The organism is Aliiroseovarius subalbicans (assembly GCF_022678625.1).
Lineage (GTDB): Bacteria > Pseudomonadota > Alphaproteobacteria > Rhodobacterales > Rhodobacteraceae > Aliiroseovarius_A > Aliiroseovarius_A subalbicans.
This window is the reverse complement of record NZ_JALBYQ010000001.1, coordinates 674,232-692,191: the sequence shown is the minus strand read 5'-3', so window position 1 is coordinate 692,191 and position 17,960 is coordinate 674,232. Positions and strand designations below refer to the sequence as shown.

At 58.4% G+C, this 17,960-nt stretch carries 17 protein-coding genes; 4 read left to right on the top strand and 13 right to left on the bottom strand.

All coding sequences use genetic code 11. The features are described 5' to 3' along the window. Positions 1 to 77 precede the first annotated feature (77 nt). Together arsB and MN188_RS03410 are read right to left on the bottom strand one after the other, a co-directional pair. On the bottom strand, positions 78 to 1,091 hold the full coding sequence (gene arsB, locus MN188_RS03415) for an ACR3 family arsenite efflux transporter (protein WP_242106183.1): 1,014 nt from the start codon (positions 1,089 to 1,091) through the stop codon (positions 78 to 80). Positions 1,092 to 1,169: 78 nt separating this feature from the next. Next, positions 1,170 to 2,987 (bottom strand): extracellular solute-binding protein, encoded by a 1,818-nt coding sequence (locus MN188_RS03410; protein ID WP_242106181.1) that lies wholly within the window; start codon positions 2,985 to 2,987, stop codon positions 1,170 to 1,172. Positions 2,988 to 3,331: 344 nt separating this feature from the next. Between MN188_RS03410 and MN188_RS03405 the strand changes: the two genes are divergently transcribed. Beyond that, positions 3,332 to 4,105 (top strand): 3-hydroxybutyrate dehydrogenase, encoded by a 774-nt coding sequence (locus MN188_RS03405; protein ID WP_242106179.1) that lies wholly within the window; start codon positions 3,332 to 3,334, stop codon positions 4,103 to 4,105. Positions 4,106 to 4,348: 243 nt separating this feature from the next. Here the strand turns inward: MN188_RS03405 and MN188_RS03400 are convergent, their stop codons facing one another. The 5 genes from MN188_RS03400 to MN188_RS03380 form a co-directional block, all read right to left on the bottom strand. Continuing rightward, positions 4,349 to 4,558, bottom strand: coding sequence for a hypothetical protein (locus MN188_RS03400; RefSeq protein WP_242106177.1), 210 nt, complete (start codon positions 4,556 to 4,558; stop codon positions 4,349 to 4,351). A 59-nt stretch (positions 4,559 to 4,617) separates the two neighbouring features. Beyond that, positions 4,618 to 5,238, bottom strand: coding sequence for a LysE/ArgO family amino acid transporter (locus tag MN188_RS03395; protein WP_242106176.1), 621 nt, complete (start codon positions 5,236 to 5,238; stop codon positions 4,618 to 4,620). After that, entirely contained in the window at positions 5,235 to 5,984 is a 750-nt protein-coding gene (locus MN188_RS03390) for a DUF502 domain-containing protein (protein ID WP_242106174.1), read from the bottom strand. The genes MN188_RS03395 and MN188_RS03390 overlap by 4 nt, the downstream gene beginning before the upstream one ends. A gap of 211 nt (positions 5,985 to 6,195) precedes the next feature. After that, on the bottom strand, positions 6,196 to 7,113 hold the full coding sequence (locus MN188_RS03385) for a pseudouridine-5'-phosphate glycosidase (protein WP_242106172.1): 918 nt from the start codon (positions 7,111 to 7,113) through the stop codon (positions 6,196 to 6,198). Then, the gene (locus MN188_RS03380; RefSeq protein ID WP_242106169.1) at positions 7,110 to 7,997 is read right to left on the bottom strand and encodes a PfkB family carbohydrate kinase; all 888 of its coding nucleotides are present in this window, start codon (positions 7,995 to 7,997) and stop codon (positions 7,110 to 7,112) included. The genes MN188_RS03385 and MN188_RS03380 overlap by 4 nt, the downstream gene beginning before the upstream one ends. A gap of 175 nt (positions 7,998 to 8,172) precedes the next feature. Here MN188_RS03380 and rpsB point away from each other — a divergent pair, with 175 nt between their 5' ends. Both rpsB and tsf read left to right on the top strand, forming a co-directional pair. Further along, entirely contained in the window at positions 8,173 to 8,979 is an 807-nt protein-coding gene (rpsB, locus tag MN188_RS03375) for a 30S ribosomal protein S2 (protein ID WP_242106167.1), read from the top strand. A gap of 80 nt (positions 8,980 to 9,059) precedes the next feature. Then, complete coding sequence (gene tsf / locus MN188_RS03370) at positions 9,060 to 9,938, top strand: translation elongation factor Ts (protein WP_242106165.1); 879 nt, start codon at positions 9,060 to 9,062, stop codon at positions 9,936 to 9,938. A 400-nt stretch (positions 9,939 to 10,338) separates the two neighbouring features. Here the strand turns inward: tsf and MN188_RS03365 are convergent, their stop codons facing one another. From MN188_RS03365 to bhcA, 6 genes are all read right to left on the bottom strand, one after another. Continuing rightward, positions 10,339 to 11,079, bottom strand: coding sequence for a LuxR family transcriptional regulator (locus tag MN188_RS03365; RefSeq protein WP_242106163.1), 741 nt, complete (start codon positions 11,077 to 11,079; stop codon positions 10,339 to 10,341). Further along, positions 11,079 to 11,528: a type II 3-dehydroquinate dehydratase gene (aroQ, locus tag MN188_RS03360; protein WP_242106161.1), complete on the bottom strand. Its 450-nt coding sequence runs from the start codon at positions 11,526 to 11,528 to the stop codon at positions 11,079 to 11,081. Before aroQ ends, MN188_RS03365 begins: the two co-directional genes overlap by 1 nt. Positions 11,529 to 12,159: 631 nt before the next feature. Then, the gene (gene bhcD, locus MN188_RS03355; protein WP_242106159.1) at positions 12,160 to 13,125 is read right to left on the bottom strand and encodes an iminosuccinate reductase BhcD; all 966 of its coding nucleotides are present in this window, start codon (positions 13,123 to 13,125) and stop codon (positions 12,160 to 12,162) included. Positions 13,126 to 13,303: 178 nt separating this feature from the next. Next, positions 13,304 to 14,467, bottom strand: coding sequence for a 3-hydroxy-D-aspartate aldolase BhcC (gene bhcC / locus MN188_RS03350; protein ID WP_242106158.1), 1,164 nt, complete (start codon positions 14,465 to 14,467; stop codon positions 13,304 to 13,306). A 14-nt stretch (positions 14,468 to 14,481) separates the two neighbouring features. Continuing rightward, positions 14,482 to 15,447, bottom strand: a complete 966-nt coding sequence (gene bhcB, locus MN188_RS03345) for a beta-hydroxyaspartate dehydratase BhcB (RefSeq protein ID WP_242107362.1) — start codon at positions 15,445 to 15,447, stop codon at positions 14,482 to 14,484. Continuing rightward, entirely contained in the window at positions 15,447 to 16,637 is a 1,191-nt protein-coding gene (bhcA, locus tag MN188_RS03340) for an L-aspartate--glyoxylate aminotransferase BhcA (RefSeq protein ID WP_242106156.1), read from the bottom strand. Before bhcA ends, bhcB begins: the two co-directional genes overlap by 1 nt. Positions 16,638 to 16,806: 169 nt before the next feature. Here bhcA and bhcR point away from each other — a divergent pair, with 169 nt between their 5' ends. Continuing rightward, on the top strand, positions 16,807 to 17,655 hold the full coding sequence (bhcR, locus tag MN188_RS03335) for an HTH-type transcriptional regulator BhcR (RefSeq protein ID WP_242106154.1): 849 nt from the start codon (positions 16,807 to 16,809) through the stop codon (positions 17,653 to 17,655). The last annotated feature ends 305 nt before the right edge of the window (positions 17,656 to 17,960 follow it).

Here is a 17,960-nt window from a genome sequence, read left to right as displayed (position 1 = left end):
AATTGACGCGACGTTAGGTTGATCAGATTTGGATGGCTATCCCTGGGTCAACTATGTTTGCCCGTGTCGCTCAGCGGTCACACAGAAGGGAACCAGTGTCGGGTGCGGTTGGCGAAGGCGACCAACGACAGCATCACCGGCACCTCGACCAGCACGCCGACCACCGTGGCAAGGGCGGCACCGGAGTGGAGACCAAACAGCGAAATCGCGACCGCCACTGCCAGTTCAAAGAAATTTGACGTGCCGATCATGCAGGCCGGGGCCGCGATGTTGTGCGGCAGGCGCATCGCTTTGGCGGCCGTATAGGCAATGGCGAAGATGCCGTAGGTCTGGATCAGAAGCGGGATCGCGATCAGCACGATGGCCAGCGGCTGCGCCAGAATGGTTTGCGCCTGAAAGCCAAACAGCAGCACCACGGTGGCCAGAAGGCCCACCACGGACCACGGCTTCACCCGGGCCAAAAAGCCTTCGACATGGGCCGTGTCGCCCAGGGCGCGACGGGTCAGGATCCCTGCAAGCAGCGGCAGGGCCACGTAAAGCACCACGGACAAGAGCAGTGTCTGCCACGGCACCACCACGTCCGAGACGCCCAGCAGAAAGGCCGCGATCGGCGCGAAGGCGAAGACCATGATCACGTCATTCACGCTGACCTGGACCAGCGTGTAATTCGGATCCCCCTTGGTCAGCTGGCTCCAGACGAAGACCATGGCGGTGCAAGGGGCCACGCCCAAAAGGATCATGCCAGCGATGTATTCGCCCGCCGTCTCAGGATCGACAAAGCCCGCGAAAAGCACCCGAAAGAACAGCCAGCCCAGGGCGGCCATGGTGAACGGCTTGATTAGCCAGTTGATCACCAGTGTCAGCACCAGGCCCTTGGGGCGCCGACCAATGTCCTTGATCGAGGTGAAGTCGATCTGCACCATCATCGGATAGATCATGACCCAGATCAGCACCGCAACCACCAGGTTCACACGGGCAAATTCCAGCCCCGCGATGGTGGCAAAGAGCCCCGGCAAGGCATTGCCCATTAGCACCCCCGCAACGATGCACAACCCGACCCAGACGGACAGATAGCGTTCAAACAGACCCATGAAAAACCCCCGGTTGCCTGGGCGCGATCTAAGCCGCTGGCAACCGGGGGCGCAAGTCTTTCGCCTGTCAGGTCCGGATTATTCTTCGTGCCACCAGACCTCGGGCTGGAACCCCAGCCAATCGCCATACATCGGCAGACGTTCGGGGAAATGAATGTCTTTCGAATGCGCGATCCGCGAGATGTTGGAATACCAGATCGGAATGACGAAACGGCTGGAGCTCAGGATCCGGTCCAGCGCCTTGGTCGCGGCTCGGAAATCGTCCTGACTGTCGGCGGTCAGCATCTGTTCGATCATCCCGTCGATGGCCGGGCTTTGAACGCCCATCCAGTTGCGGCTGCCTTCCTCGTTGGCCTGTTCGCTGCCCCAATAGAGCCGCTGTTCATTGCCGGGCGACAGGCTGAGGCCGCGGCGGTAATAGGCCATGTCGAAATCGAACGCCTTGGTGCGTTCCTTGTACTGCGCGCTGTCCACTGTGGTGATGGTGGGCTGGATGCCAATCCGGTCCAGTGCGGCCGTATAGATGTCGACGATCTGGCGGGTTTCCGTGGCCGACAGCGACAGCACGATCTCGAAGGTGAACAGCTCACCGGCTGCGTTCTTCATCTTACCGTCCTGAATGGTCCAGCCGGCGGCCTCCATCAGCTCCATCGCGCGGCCGATGTTGGCGCGGTTGCGCTCGGACCCGTCCGAGACGGGCAGGGCATAGCCCGCCATCACCTCGTCGGGCAGATCCGCGGCGAAGGGTTGCAGGAATTCTGCGACCCGTCCCGTGGCCGGCGCGCCCGCCTCCATGCCCAGAACCGAATTGTCGTAAAAGCTTTCGATCCGCGGCTGGGTGCCGCCGTTCAGCGTCTGATTGATGAACTCAAAATTGAACGCATGCATCATTGCATCGCGCACGCGGATGTCATTGAACACGTCGCGCCGCGTGTTCATTACGAAACCGGTGATACCGGTCGGGCGCTGGTGCGGGATCGTGGACAAAACCACATCCCCTTTTTCGACGGCAGGGAAGTTGAACTGCGTCGCCCATTTCGCCGCGTTGCCTTCGCGGTGGGTCGATGCCTCGCCCGCCTTGAACGCTTCGAACACAACATCGCCGTCACCGTAGTAATCGAACCGGATGGTGTCGAAATTGGCCTGCCCTTGCATGAACGGCACGTCCTTGCCCCAGTAGTCGGGGTTGCGGGTCAGCTCAAGATACCGGCCGGGCTCAAAGTCACCAATCGTGTAGGGGGAAGAGCCGATGGGCAGCACATCGATGCCCGAGGCTTCGAAATCTTTGCCCTCCCACTGCGCCTTTTTCAGGATCGGGCGCAGGCCCATGATCAGCGGCAGCTCGAAATCCACCGTGTTGAAGGTGAAGCGCACGGAGCGCGGCCCGGTCTGTTCCATCGTCTCGACCTTGCCCCAGGCGCCCTGATACCGGGCATGGCCCTTGGTGCCGAGCGTCTCATAAGACCACATCACGTCCTCGATCGTGACGGGGCTGCCGTCGGAAAACTTCGCCTCTTCACGCAGGGTGAACTCGACCCATTCGCGATTCGGGCCCGTCTCGACCGATTCGGCCAGCAGGCCGTAAAGCGTGAAGGGTTCGTCATAGGAGCGGCCCATCAGGCTTTCAAACAGCATGAAGCGCAATTGCCAGGGCGCGCCGCCTTTGCGGATCACCGGATGCAGCGAATCGAAGCTGCCGGATTCGGCGAATACGATCTTGCCGCCCTTGGGCGCATCCGGGTTCACATGCGGCAGAGCCACGAAATCTGGGGGCAGGGCGGGGTCGCCATACATAGCTATGCCATGCTGGGGTTCTGCCTGTGCAGTCGCCCCCGCCAGAATGATTGCCAACGCGCCGCCCCACGGGCGCAGTTTCGGGAAATTCACTGATCGCATTTGGGCAACAATCCTTCACATGCCTTGTTTGTCTGCATGTTAGCCTAGACATGCCGTTTAACGTTTTCAAACTTTTAGCTTGGCGAGAGGCGCGGGACCGCTTATAAAGAACTCACTGCTCGATAGGTTTCTTGCCTGTATGAAACCTGCCTCAATGACTTAGCGCCCGCCTTGTGCGGGCGTTTTTTTTGGCCTCAGCACAAAACTCGTATTCCCGACGAAACGGTTATCCCGCACCAATGTCGTTAGGCTTGCAGCAAGCCGGCCAGGGTGTCGTTTCCGGTGGCCCCCAGGGCGCAACCCTCTATGGTATGCGCCAAACGAATATCTGGAAGGAGCGCGCCATGTCGCTGAAGGGAAAAACCGCCGTCATAACCGGGTCGAATTCCGGCATTGGGCTGGGGGTCGCGATCGAACTGGCCAAGGCAGGCGCCGATGTCGTGCTGAACTCGTTCACCGATCGCGACGAAGACCACGCGCTGGCCGCGCAGATCAGCGCCGATCACGGCGTCACCGCGCGCTATATTCAGGCCGACATGTCGAAAGGTAACGAATGCCGCGCCTTGATCGAACAGGCCGGACGCTGTGATATCCTGGTGAACAACGCGGGCATCCAGCACGTGGCGCCGATTGACGAATTTCCGATCGACAAGTGGGATGCAATCATCGCCATCAACATGTCGTCGGCCTTTCACACCACAGCTGCCGCGCTTCCCATGATGCGTCAGGCCGGCTGGGGCAGGGTCGTGAACATTGCCAGCGCGCACGGGTTGACCGCCAGCCCGTTCAAATCCGCCTATATTGCTGCAAAGCACGGGGTTGTCGGCCTGACCAAGACCACCGCGTTGGAAACGGCGGAAGAGCAGATCACGGCAAACGCCATTTGCCCCGGATATGTGCTGACCCCGCTGGTCGAGGCGCAGATCCCCGCCACCATGAAGGAATACGGCAAGGGGCGTGACGAAGTGGTGCGTGATGTGCTTCTGGCGCGTCAGCCTTCAAAGGAATTTGCAACGGTTGAACAACTGGGCGGCACCACGGTGTTTCTGTGTTCGGACGCCGCCGCGCAGATCACCGGTACGACGATCAGCGTCGATGGTGGTTGGACCGCACTATAGGCTCCGGCAAAGGAAAACGGCGCGCAAGCTGCTCCGCGCGCCGTTTGAAAGCTTGGATCAGAGTCAGGTTTAAACCTGTGCGCCTGGCCGAGAAGGATCAGATCGACGGGAAAACACTCGCGCCTCGGAAATCGCGGAACGGAGCAGCTTTTTCGCAATGGCCTGCGTTCCCGCGCCACTGAATCAGCAAGCGCGCGGGATGTCTTCCGCGCGCCATAGTTTTTACCAGACTTTGAAGTGTTTTCACATGGTCTCGGGAATAGGGTCATCACCACCCAAGAACGCCGCACCGATGATGATGAGCAGAAGCAGCGGGATCAGAAGACCCGCGGACGAGCTGCCGGAGGCTTCTTCGACGATGACATCAGCCTCGACGATCGGGTCGACCAGCGCACCCGCAAAACCGGGTGTTGCGATCAGAGATGCCAGAACGATTGCAGATACTTTTTTCATGTGTGATTCCCCTTATTTTATACGCTTGGCCTAGCACGTTCAGAGCTGTGGGAATACGCTCACGCCCCGGAAAACGCGGATGTGAGCAGTTTTGTCGCAATGGCCCACATCACGACACCGATGATCACATCCAGTACCCGCCAAGCGCGGGGGCTTTGCATGACCGGCGCCAACAGTCGCGCGCCATAGCCAAGGCCGAAAAAGAAGGTGAACGAGGCAATCACCGCCCCGGCGCCGAAGACCCATTTCAGGGCTGCGCCCTCAAACCCTGTCGAGATTGCACCGATCAGACCCAGTGTGTCCAGATAGACATGTGGGTTTAGCCATGTGAACGCCGCCGCAATGGCAATCGTCTTGCCCAGGGATCGGGATTGCCCATCCAACTCCATCGCATAGCTTCCCTGCCAAGCCTCGCGAAATCTGAGCAGGCCATAAACGATCAGGAACGCCGCACCCGCCAGGCTCATCACCTGGGGAAGCGCTGGCCAGGCGGAAACCAGGGCAGAGAAGCCTGCCACGCCGGCGGCGATCAAAAGCGCGTCGGAGCCCGCGCAAAACAGGCACAGCCAGAACACGTGTTGACGCAGCAGCCCCTGGCGCAGCACAAAGGCGTTCTGGGCCCCGATGGCCAGGATCAGGGAAAACCCGGTGGCAAAACCGGTCAGACCGGCCCCAATCATTTTGGCGTGATTTCAGATGGTTCCGACGGGTCTTTCGCGTTCGGATAGACCAGTCCGGCGCTGATCACCAGCTTGGCGGCATCCTCGACGCTCATCTCCAGTTCGATCACGGAATGGCGCGGCACGAACAAAAGAAACCCCGATGTCGGGTTCGGCGTTGTGGGAAGAAAGACCGAGATGATCGGCTCATCCACCGGGATCTTTTCGTCAATCTCGCCCTTGGCAGTGGTCGAGATGAAAGCGATCGCCCAAATCCCCTTGCGCGGGTATTCCACCAAGCAGGCCTTGTCGAATTTCGCTTCTGTTGAGGTCGAAAACACCGTTTCGGCGATCTGCTTAATGCCGTTATAGAGCGAGCGCACCACTGGCATCCGATCCACAAGCCCTTCGCCCCAGGCTAGGAAACTGCGCCCGATCAGGCCTTTTGTGATCCAGCCGACAAGAACGGTGAACATCAGGAACAGCACCACACCGACCCCGCGCACGTTCACATGCACCTCTTCCGTGCCGAACAACCACAGGAACCAGTCAGAATCGCCGAAATACCGGTTGATCAGGGCGTCGGGGTGATAGGCCGAGGGGACAAAGGGCAGAACCCAACTGTCGATCCAGCCGACAAAGGTCCAGATCATCCACATGGTGATCGCAACGGGGACCACGATAACGAGCCCGGCCAGGAAATTATTCCTGAGGCCGGAAAAGGGCCGGAAACGTCGGCGATGGTGGTCGTGGTCGTGGTCATCCATGTTGCGAAAATTTTCCCTGGTCTACCGCGCGAATGTAGGGTCTCTCGTCCCGGCTCACAAGGTGCAAACGCCTGTCATTCGGGGCGTTTAACGTCGATCCAGCGACTGCGTCCGTAACCCATTCCAACAGGATGCGGTAACTCTGACCGCGACCGTGCAGCGCGTGCATCCTTGGGTCGGGAAGAGAGCAATCGACAGGCCTTGGCCGGAATCAACCTTCGCGAAGCCCGGTCAGCGCCGTGGCAATGCGCACCGCCAGCGCTGCGTTGTTCTTCACAAGTGCGATGTTGGCGGTGAGCGACGCGCCTTCGGTGGCGTGAAAGATGTGATCGAGCAGGAAGGGCGTAACTTGCTTGGCGGCGATACCCTGTGCCTTGGCGGCGGCCAGCGCGGTTTCGATCACCGGGGCCAGGTCAGCGTGGGGGATTTCCGCCTTGGCCGGGATTGGATTGGCCACCAATTGACCACCCGGAAGCCCCATCGCATTTCGGGTCCGATGCGCGCGGGCAATGTCGGCCGGGTTGTCCATCGACAACGGGCTGTCCAAACCCGATGAGCGAGACCAGAACGCCGGAAAATCCTTTTGGCCGAATGTGATAACCGGCACGCCTGATGTTTCCAGAACCTCCAGCGTCTTGGGTATGTCCAGGATCGCCTTTGCGCCTGCAGCCACCACTGTCACAGCTGTCTGCGCCAGTTCGGCCAGGTCGGCAGAGATGTCGAAACTGGTCTCGGCCCCGCGATGCACGCCGCCGATGCCGCCCGTGGCGAACACTTCGATCCCGGCCAGATGCGCGGCGATCATGGTGGCGGCCACCGTGGTCGCCCCGGTGCCGCCGGTGGCGATGCAGGCCGCCATGTCGGCGCGGCTGAGCTTTGCCACCCCTTTGGCCTGCCCCAACACATCCAGCTGGGCGTCGGTCAGACCAATATGCAGCGCGCCGTCGATCACCGCGATGGTCGCGGGCACGGCACCACCGTCACGCACCACGGCTTCAACCATGCGCGCGGTTTCGACGTTCTGCGGCCAGGGCATGCCGTGGGTGATGATGGTGCTTTCCAGCGCCACAATCGGCGTGCCGTCGGCCTGTGCCTTGGCGACCTCAGGCGACAGGGTCAATGGGATCATGCGTCTTCTCCGGCCACATAGCGTGCGGCAGTTTCCAGTGCGAAAGCAAGTGCTTGTTCGGCGGTCTTGCCACGAATTTCCGCGGTGATATGCGCCGCCATGAAGGTATCACCCGCGCCGGTGATGCGCGCAACATCGACCTTGGGGCAGGGCGCGGTGATCACACGGCCCGCATGGCCGTCGGCGCCGTTGGCGCCACCATCCGTGACCAGTACCCGGGTCGCGCCGGCCTCAAGCAAGGCGGCTGCGCCCGCCTCGGCGCTGTCGGGTGTGGTCCCTGTCAGGTATCCTGCCTCTTCGCGGTTCACATAAAGCGTCGCGCCCGGATGGCTCATGAGCGGGCGCAGGCGGCGCGCCTTGCCGGGGCTGGCCGGGGCCACACGCAGATCGGCGGCGGCAAAGCTGGGCCGCTGGGCGATATCCGACAGCAGATCCACGGTCAGGTTGCCATCCAGCGCGATCATACCGCGATAGGGCACCTGGGCCGAGCCCAGCATACCGTTTTCCAACGGTTCAAGAATGGCGTCGCCCGCTGCCTCCAGCGAATGGGCATCGGCCACGGCGGCAATCAGCCCTTCAGGGCCTTCGATCGCCATATAAACGTCGGTGGGCCGGTCGGTGACATGCACGTGCTCGGTCACCATGCCCATCCGCCCGCAACGCGCCAGCAGGTCAATCCCGTCATGGTCATCGCCGACGGCCGTTAACAGGGCAGGGGTCAGATCGAACCGGCGCAGGGTCATGGCAATGTTCATCGCCACACCACCGGGCAGGCGGGTGATGCGCCCAGGCTCGTCGGACCCCACGCGCATTGAATGCGGTGTGCGTCCGATCACGTCCCACAGGACCGAGCCGATGCACAGGATATCATGTGTCTTTTCCATCCCCGCCTTGTTACAGGCGTGGCAGGGGGTTGCAAAGGGGGCGAAAGGGGGATAAACGGCGCGCACTTCACAGGTGGGGCATGGGCCTTACGGGGAGAAATCCCGTAATGGTCCGCCGGTTGGACATTTGTCCTAGCACCCCGCCGAGGCCTAAACCGGAAAAGGATACTTGGACATGGCGCTCCCCGAATTCACTCTGCGTCAGCTGCTGGAAGCTGGCGTTCACTTTGGTCACCAAACGCAACGCTGGAACCCCCGTATGGGCGAGTTCATCTATGGCCAGCGCAACGGCATCCACATCATGGACCTGACGCAGACCGTCCCCATGCTGGACGCCGCGCTGAACGTGATCCGCGAAACCGTTGCCAAGGGCGGCCGCGTGCTGTTCGTCGGCACCAAGCGTCAGGCCGCTGGCCCGATCGCTGATGCGGCTGAGAAGTCGGCTCAGTATTACATGAACCACCGCTGGTTGGGTGGCACGCTGACCAACTGGAAAACCGTTTCCCAGTCGATCAACCGTCTGAAGCAATACGACGACGCGCTGGAAACCGGCGCCGAAGGCCTGACCAAGAAAGAGCGTCTGGGCATGGAGCGTGAGCACGCGAAACTGCAGGCATCGCTGGGCGGTATCGCCGAAATGGGCGGCACGCCGGACCTTCTGTTCGTCATCGACGTGAACAAGGAAGACCTGGCCATCGCCGAAGCGAAAAAGCTGGGCATCCCGGTTGTCGCCGTGGTTGACACCAACTGCTCGCCCGACGGCATCGACTACATCATCCCGGGCAACGACGACGCGGCCCGCGCCATCGCGCTGTACTGCGACCTGGCTGCCCGCGCGGCGCTGGACGGCATGACCGCTCAGATGGGTGCTGCTGGCATCGACCTGGGTGAGATGGACGAAGCGATGACGGAAGAGGCTGTCGAAGCCCCAGCCGAAGAAGCTGCCGCCGAAGCACCTGCGGAGGCTCCCGCCGAAGCGTAAGCCTCGCGTCACAGACTGATCTCGGGGTGCGGGCAGGGCGCCTGCCCCCGGACACACAGATTTTTGCAAGGAGAGCCGATATGGCAATCACAGCTGCACTCGTGAAAGAACTGCGCGAATCCACCGGCGTTGGCATGATGGATGCCAAGAAAGCCCTGGTCGAAAACGACGGCGACATGGAAGCCGCCGTTGACTGGCTGCGCACCAAAGGTCTGGCGAAAGCCGCCAAGAAATCCGGCCGCATCGCCGCTGAAGGCTTGGTTGCCGTCGCCGTTGACGGTGGCAAGGGCGTCGCGGTTGAGGTGAACTCGGAAACCGATTTCGTCGCCAAGAATGCCGATTTCCAGGACATGGTTGGCGGAATCGCCACTGCGGCTCTGAGCGTTTCGGACGTTGAAGCCCTCAAGGCCGCCGCTTTGGCCGGTTCGACCGTCGAAGCCGTTCTGACCGACAAAATCGCCACCATCGGCGAAAACATGTCGCTGCGCCGTATGGCGTCGATCGAAGGTGACAGTGTCGTGACCTATGTGCACAACGCGGCCACCAACGGCATGGGCAAAATCGGTGTTCTGGTCGCAATGACCGGCGGCGACGAAGCCTTCGGTAAGCAGGTTGCGATGCACATCGCTGCTGCGAGCCCCGCATCGCTGGGCGAAGCAGACCTGGACCCGGCCGTGGTTGAGAAAGAGCGTTCGATCCTGACCGAACAGGCCCGTGAAAGCGGCAAGCCTGAGAACATCATCGAGAACATGATCAAGGGCCGGATGAAGAAGTTCCTTTCCGAAGTCACGCTTCTGGGTCAGGCTTTCGTGATCAACCCCGACTTGACGGTCGAGGCCGCCGCGAAAGAGGTTGGCGCCACCATCACCGGTTTCATTCGGATGGAAGTGGGCGAAGGCATCGAGAAGAAAGAAGAAGACTTCGCAGCTGAAGTCGCCGCTGCTGTCGCTGGCAGCTAAGGCCTGTAACAAGGGGGCAGGGACCACGTTCCCGGCCAAAAGGAAAGGCGTCCATTCGGGCGCCTTTTTCTTTTTGTAACAGGGGGTTGCACTCTTCTTTAAAGTGAAACGGCGCCGGCGGGGATGCAAGGCGCCGTTTCTTGAACCGGACAGACACGGGACAAATGTGCCTGCCCGACAGGAAGGGAATTGCTGGTGCTTAAGGCCAATACACGCCCTTCACACCAGCGACCGGTTGCCCGGCAGGCCGGATGACCCCTGAAATCGCAGGGAACCCGGCCCATGTTCCCAGGCTAATGCCACCACTCACGGAACAACCCCAGCGTGCCGGAATTTTGTTATATTAGAAAGTCAGGTTTCCCATACCGGAGCGCCATGATCGCCCGCGCAGAATTTTGGCCTAAATGGTAAAGATCTGGTTTTGGAACGACGCTTTCAGCACAGCTTGAGCGGTCGTTTCAACACCCAATTTTTCACGAACAAGGCGCAGGTGTTTTTCGATCGTCGCGGTTTTCACGCCCAGAATGGTGGCGATATCCTGGTTCGTCTTACCATCGGCAACCCACTCCAACACCTCGCGCTGACGCTCGGATAGGCGTGGCATGTGTTCATGGTGGGGCAGGGAGATAATCTTGAGGTGAACCACGTTGTTCATCGCCTCGAATGCCCGACCATGCGTGTTCCACAGGGCATCAACGTCGGCTTGGGTCAGCCCCTCGCGGGCCACCAAACTGATTAGGCCGCGCGCGCGCGACGAGGCATCGGCGAAACTGATGGTGTATCCCGCGTTTACCCCATGCGACTTGTTCAGGCGCAAAACGCTTTGTTCCTCTGGGGTCAGATCGTGCCGGATCGTGTTTACCCAGGACCAGCTTTGCGCACCGGTGTTGTGGCGCGCCCAGCGTAGCATCGGGGCATTGTGATACAACTCGCTTTCGATGAAGGCGCGGAAATGTTCCGGGTCCACGTTGTGCAGAAACAGGCTGTCATCTTTCGGCCCATGGATCTGCTGTGGTGTGATGAAACGGGTATAACCATAGATCAGACGATCAAAACCGAATTGCGCCATGTGGTCACAATGCAGGTTCCACAGCGTTTCCAGGTTTTCGCTTTCATAGACAGACTTGAGGAAATCCAGCATCAGGGCGTCCCGAGACGACCCAGGTGCGCCATGAGCGCGTCGATCGCCAACGGGTAACCGGCCGGGCCGAAGCCGCAGATCTGCCCTACAGCGACCGGCGCGATGAAGCTCTTGTGGCGGAAAGCTTCCCGGGCGTGAATATTGGACAGGTGCAGCTCGACCACAGGCAGTTCGGCTGAAGCGATTGCATCCATCAGCGCCACCGAGGTGTGCGTGTAGGCACCGGCGTTCAGGATTATCCCGTTTTCAACACCACGCGCGCCGTGGATCGCATCGATCAGCGCGCCTTCGGCGTTCGACTGCAGAAAAGTGAGCGTGACGCCTAAAGCCTCGGCCTTGGCGCGACACATATCTTCGATATCGGCTAGGGTGGTGGTGCCATAGATTTCCGGCTGACGCTGACCCAGAAGGTTCAGGTTCGGCCCATTCAGTATGAGCATTTTGGTCATAATGATACGCTGTCCCTTGTTCCCATTCCGTCATACCTTCCGGTAGGGCAATGTGTCGAGTGTTCATACACATTCAACGGTCGTTCTGTTGCAGGACTTCAACTTAGAGGCGGAGGATGCGTGGGCTATTTGAAGGGGTCGGGCAAAATCATTGGCAATTCCATTTGCTCGGGGCAGAGATCTGAGCGCCTGGGATGCAATACACCGTCTTTGTCAAAAAGCACCGTATTCGCAGCAGGAATGCCCATTTTCCGAAGCATCGTATGACATGAAATTTCAGCAGCACCTGCACCCACGCCGACGACACGGATGGTTCAGGCCTTTTGCCTGCCAGATGCAGCGCATCGTCGCCGCGGTTGCCACCACAATGGCCGTTCCGGGTTGGTCGTTGTGGAAGATCAGGCGTCCCATTTATTCATGGCAAATGCGCTTACCAACAAAACAATCGAGTCCGGTGAACGTCTTGAGGAGCACAGCTTCGCCTTCCATCACGCGCCTGCTGGCTTGGGCCCCGAGTGTTTCCCTAACCCAAAACCGCCGTTAAATGGACTTTCCCGGGACATTCCAAGACCATATCGACGCCCAACCAGGGTCTCAACGTCGATCGGATCATATGAGGCCGGGAATGGCCTTAGAAATCGACGTCCAAGGCAACCCCTTGTTTAACTGCCAGGTCGACGACACTTGCGGCAACTGCGAGATCCTGAAGGCCAACGCCGGTCCCATCAAACAATGTGATTTCATCGTCAGAGGTCCGGCCCGCGTGCGTGCCATTGATGACCGCGCCCAACTCATGGACATCGGTCGCGGCAATCAATCCGGAACCGACCGCATGCTGCGCCTCGCCGATACTGATGGACTGGGCGACTTCGTCCGTGAATACCGTTGTGTGCGCAAGAAGGGCCGCTTCGACCTCTTGCTTGCCTTTGGTATCAGTCCCCATGCAGGCAATATGTGTTCCGGGTGCGATATGTTTCGCCATGATGGTTGGCGCAAAGGTGGAGGTGATCGAGATGACGACGTCGGCCTCAGTCATGCCCTCCAACTCGACGGCCTCGAACGGCACACCGGCTTCGTTTGCGATTTTTTCGATATTGGGCAGCATTTCCGGATGGTAGTTCCAGCCGATGACTTTTTCGAATTGGCGCTGTTCAAGTGCGGCGCGCAACTGGAAAGTAGCCTGATGGCCTGCCCCCACCATGCCCATGACCTTCGCGTCCTTTCGCGCCAGATGCTTGATCGAAACGGAAGATGCCGCCGCTGTGCGCAATGCTGTCAGCAGATTGCCGCCAACCATCGCCTTAACCATGCCGGTGTCCGGATCAAACAGGAAAACTGTGGACTGGTGATTGATTAACCCGCGCTTTTCAAGATTGTTGGGCCAATAGCCACCCGCCTTCAGGCCAAGTGCCATTCCGGCTTTGTCAAACCCACCTTTGAATCCGTAGAGTGCATCCTCATGACCAATTGCCTCACGAATAACCGGGAAATTGTACGCGTCCTTTGACGCCATGGCGGCAAAAACACCCTCCACAGCGTCAAACGCTGCCTCACGTGTCATAAGGTTCGCGATTTCGCGTTCTGGAACGATGAGCATTGGGTTCTCCTGTATAAAAGTGGTCCGCGCGCGCTGTCGGAAGGGACGCAAGCGCACGGACTGGCCTGAGGCGACCGGATATCAGCAGCCTCGAGAAATCGTGCGCCCATGTGCATACCAAGGGGGGCCGCCGCACATAGACGTCTTAGCCCAGCCTCCTCGCCAGGCTCCCTTTTGCTTAAAACGCTTTCCCGCGGGCTGAGACCGGCCAAAGAGTCTCGACCTTGCCGCCGCGAACTCCGACATACCAGTCGTGCACGTTGCAGGTCGGATCGCAGTGACCCGGAACCAGCTTGAGCTTGTCGTTTACCTTCAGCGCACCTTTGGGATCCCCGACCACTCCATGTTCGTCGGAACATTTGAGGTATTCGACATCGTCACGCCCGAAAATCGTAGGCAAGCCTGAGTCGACGGATTGTGCCTTGAGGCCTGCATCCACAATGGCTTTGTCAGCTTTGGAGTGGCTCATGACGGACGTGAGGATGAACAATGCGTTCTCCCATTCGCCATCGTCGATCCGCTTACCGTCTTTGTCGAGGATACGACCGTAGTCAGCGTCCATGAACGCGTAAGATCCACACTGGAGTTCGTTGAACACATTGGAATTGCTTTCGAAATAGTAGGAGCCTGTTCCGCCGCCACCAACGATGTCGGATTCCAGACCGTTGGCCTTGAGACCCGCAATTGCGTCTTCAACCATTTTGATCGCGATGCCAGTCTTTTCGGCGCGATCCTCGTAGCGATCAAGGTGCTGCATCGCCCCCTGATAGGCTTGGATGCCAGCAAACTTGAGACCCTCAGCCGCGTCGATCATTTTGGCGATATTCACGACGTCTTGCGTAGAGGTCACACCACAGCGGCCCGCGCCACAATCGATCTCAACCAAGGCTTCGATTTGGGTGCCATGCTTGACGGCGGCTGCAGACAGATCTTTGATATTCTCTGGGTCATCAACACAGCACAAAACGCGCACGCCCAGTTTCGGCATCCGGGCCAGGCGATCGATTTTCTGCGGATCGGTGACTTGGTTGGAAACCATCACGTCTTTGATGCCGCCGCGTGCGAACACTTCTGCTTCCGACACTTTCTGACAGCAGACACCGCAAGCGCCGCCGAGCTCCTCTTGCAGCTTTGCGACATCAACCGACTTGTGCATCTTGCCGTGCACGCGGTGACGCATGCCATGGGCCTTCGCATAGTCGCCCATCTTCTTGATGTTGCGCTCAAGCGCATCGAGGTCCAGCACAAGGCAGGGTGTCTGAATGTCTGCTTCGTCCATCCCAGGCAGGGCAGGGACGTCGTAACCGACTTCGAGATCGTCGAGATTTACGTGGGTGTTCATATTCAGGGCTCCCTTCACTTAAGCCACGGCAGCTTGTCGAGGTCGACATTGCCGCCGGTGATGATGATGCCGACTCGCTTACCAGCGAACCGCTCTTTGTTCTTCAAGATGGTTGCAAGCGGAACAGAAGAGCTGGCTTCGATGACAATCCGCAGATGCTTCCATGTGAGCTTCATCGCATCGATGATTTCTTCCTCGGACGCCGTCAGAATATCGGTCACATGGTTGGACACGAAATGCCACGTCAGCTCTTTCAATGGCACCAAAAGGCCATCGGCAATCGTCTTTGGCGCATCATCGGCGATGATGTATCCAGCTTTGAAACTGCGCATTGCGTCGTCAGCCTGTTCAGGTTCGGCGGCGATGATCTGGGTTTCAGGGGCCATGTTCGAGAGGGTCAAACAGATGCCCGAGATCATCCCGCCGCCGCCAATCGGGGCCATGGCAATATCCAGACCATCGGTTTGTTCGATAAACTCGCGTGCACATGTGCCCTGACCCGCAATGACACGTGGATCATTATAGGGATGCACAAAATCACCACCCGTTTGGGCCTGAATTTTTGCAAATGTCTCTTCGCGTGATGTTGTGGAGGGCTCGCATTCAGTGATGACCCCACCATACCGGCGCACGGTGTCTTTCTTGGCTTGTGGTGCCGTCTTGGGCATCACAACATTGCATGGGATACCGCGCAGCATCGCCGCATAGCTCAGGCAGGATGCGTGATTGCCCGATGAGTGTGTCGCAACGCCCGCCTTGGCCTGATCATCACCAAGACCAAACACCGCATTCGTCGCGCCACGCACTTTGAAAGCACCCGGGTCTTGAACGTTCTCGCATTTGAAGAACAGTTCGGCGCCGGTCAACTCATTGAGGAAGGCGGACGTGAGAACCGGGGTGCGACGTATATGCGGCTTGATGCGTTCATGCGCATCAAGCATGTCCTGATAGGTCGGGATATACATTTCCTCATCCAGCATCATGCGGCGTTCTTCCGGGAAGCCGCCGGATTGGCGCGGTAGTATTCTTGTGCCGCCGCAACACCGGACCCGAGTTTGATGTTGAGGCCCAGGTCCGCCATGCACATTTCGGCGGCACCCAGACCACTCAGGGTCATAACGTCCGTCAAGCTGCCGAGGTGACCGATGCGGAATACTTTCCCGGCAACCTCGCCAAGGCCCACACCAAAAGCCACGCCGTAGACATCGGCCGCATGTGACACAATATCCGTTGCATTAAACCCATCCGGTGTCCGGATAGCGCTGACCGTGTCCGAGTACACCTCAGGAGAGGTCGCACAAAGCTCAAGGCCCCATGCGGATACTGCCTGACGGACGCCTTCGGCGATACGGTAGTGACGCGCAAAGACGTTTTCCAGACCTTCTTCCAGCAGCATGTCCAATGACAACTTCAAGCCGTTCATCAATCCAACTGGCGGCGTGAAGGGGAATCCATTCGCGTCGTATCCCTTTTGCATGTCCGCAATGTCGAAGAACGTGCGCGGCAAAGTCGCGGACTTGGACGCAGCAACAGCTTTCTCAGAAAAACCAACGATCGCCAGACCAGCGGGCAACATGAACCCCTTTTGACTGCCCGTCACCGCTATATCGACCCCCCACTCGTCGAACCGAAAGTCCATCGAAGCAATAGAACTCACACCGTCAACGAACAGCAGGGCAGGGTGTCCGGCTGCGTCGAGAGCTTTACGAACTGCCGCGATGTCGGATTTCACACCGGTTGCGGTTTCGTTGTGTGTGGCAAGAACGACCTTGATCTCGTGGTTTTTGTCCGCGGTTAGGATTTCTTCATACTTGTCTGCAGGCAGACCTTGTCCCCAGGGTGTTTCAACAACTTGCACGTCCAAACCATGCCGTTGGCACATATCGATCCAACGATGAGAGAACATGCCGTTGCGCGCTGCCAGCACCTTGTCACCGCTGTTCAGCGTATTCGACAAGGCAGTTTCCCAGCCGCCAGTCCCGGTTGACGGAAAGATGTAGATCCAGGCACTGTCTGATTTCAGCACTTTGCGTACCCCATCAATGCAGGGGTGCAGGATATTGCCGAATGTCGGTGACCGGTGGTCGATCGTTGGCATATTGCAGGCTTGACGCACTGCCTCAGGCATGTTGGTCGGGCCAGGAATGAAAACTGGGTTCTGGAAGCTCATAGTCGTCTCCTTTTCATCGTGGAGCTCAATCTAAATCGTCAACACTACCTGCGATACTTTTTAGAAATTGGCGTTCCGAGTGAACCAGTTAAAAGAAAAATGTGTATTGTCAGTGTGTTGTATTTTTCATACCGTGAATTAAGCTTTCACATAAAATGAGATGCATCTTATGGCAATTCAAGACAATGGGCGAAGCACCACCAAAAAGTCACGTGGGAGACCGCGCGATTGGCATGACAAGACGGCCCAGAACACGATCAAATCCCTCGACCGTGCAATGGAAGTCTTTGAATTTCTCAGCGAAGCACAAGGTCAGACGCTGACAATGCTCGCAAAGGATATGAACCAATCTCCAGCGACAGTTTATCGTATTCTCGTCACGCTGGAGGGGAGGGGCCTCGTCGAGTTTGATGCAATTGACCAAGTCTGGCATGTGGGTGCCCGTGCATTCATCATTGGTTCTCGTTTCCTTCGCCGCACAAGTCTTGTCGAGCGTGCAAGGCCCATTTTGAGAGGTCTCATGGAGAAAACTGGCGAGACTGCAAATCTTGGCATCGAGCAGAACGGCCATGCTCTTTTTGTCAGCCAGGTTGAAACTCATGCGAGCATCAGAGCATTTTTCCCACCGGGGACGTTGTCACGTCTCCATGCATCTGGAATTGGAAAGGCGCTCCTTTCTCAGATGGATAACGGGAGAATTGAGAAGGTTCTGACTGCTGCGCCGCTTGAGAGGTTTACTGACTTCACTCTAACGACGCGTGAAAGCCTTGCGGCAGACCTTGAAAAAACAAGGCAGCGGGGCTTTGCAATAGACGGAGAAGAACGCAATCTCGGCATGCGCTGTATTGCCGCCCCGGTTTTTGACATTTATGGCGAAGCCATTGCTGGAATTTCCGTATCGGGCCCGACTTCTCGCGTTAGTGAAGACCATGTCCCCGAACTAAGCAAAGCTGTCGTCGCCGCAGCCAGTGAGTTGACCGCAGCGATTGGAGGAAATGCAATTCGGCGTTCGCTTTGATCTGAGGAGACACAGTTAAAATTACTGGATCTAAAGATCCGTTTGGTCGTCGAACACGTTGTAAACATGAAATAATCGAGGTTTGTAGTGCAGCGTTAAAAATGCCCATTGTTTAACATAATACTGATTATACGTCTTACTGTGGCGAGAAACAGATTTGGAATACGGGCCCATCTGGAACACAGCTGCTGTGACCCTACTCGATCCATCTTGCGGTCAGCCAGCCCCCGCTTGATGATGATCAACGCGTCTAACGGCGGGAAAAAGGATTTTCTCCACAATGGGGAATTGTAAACCCTGAGACT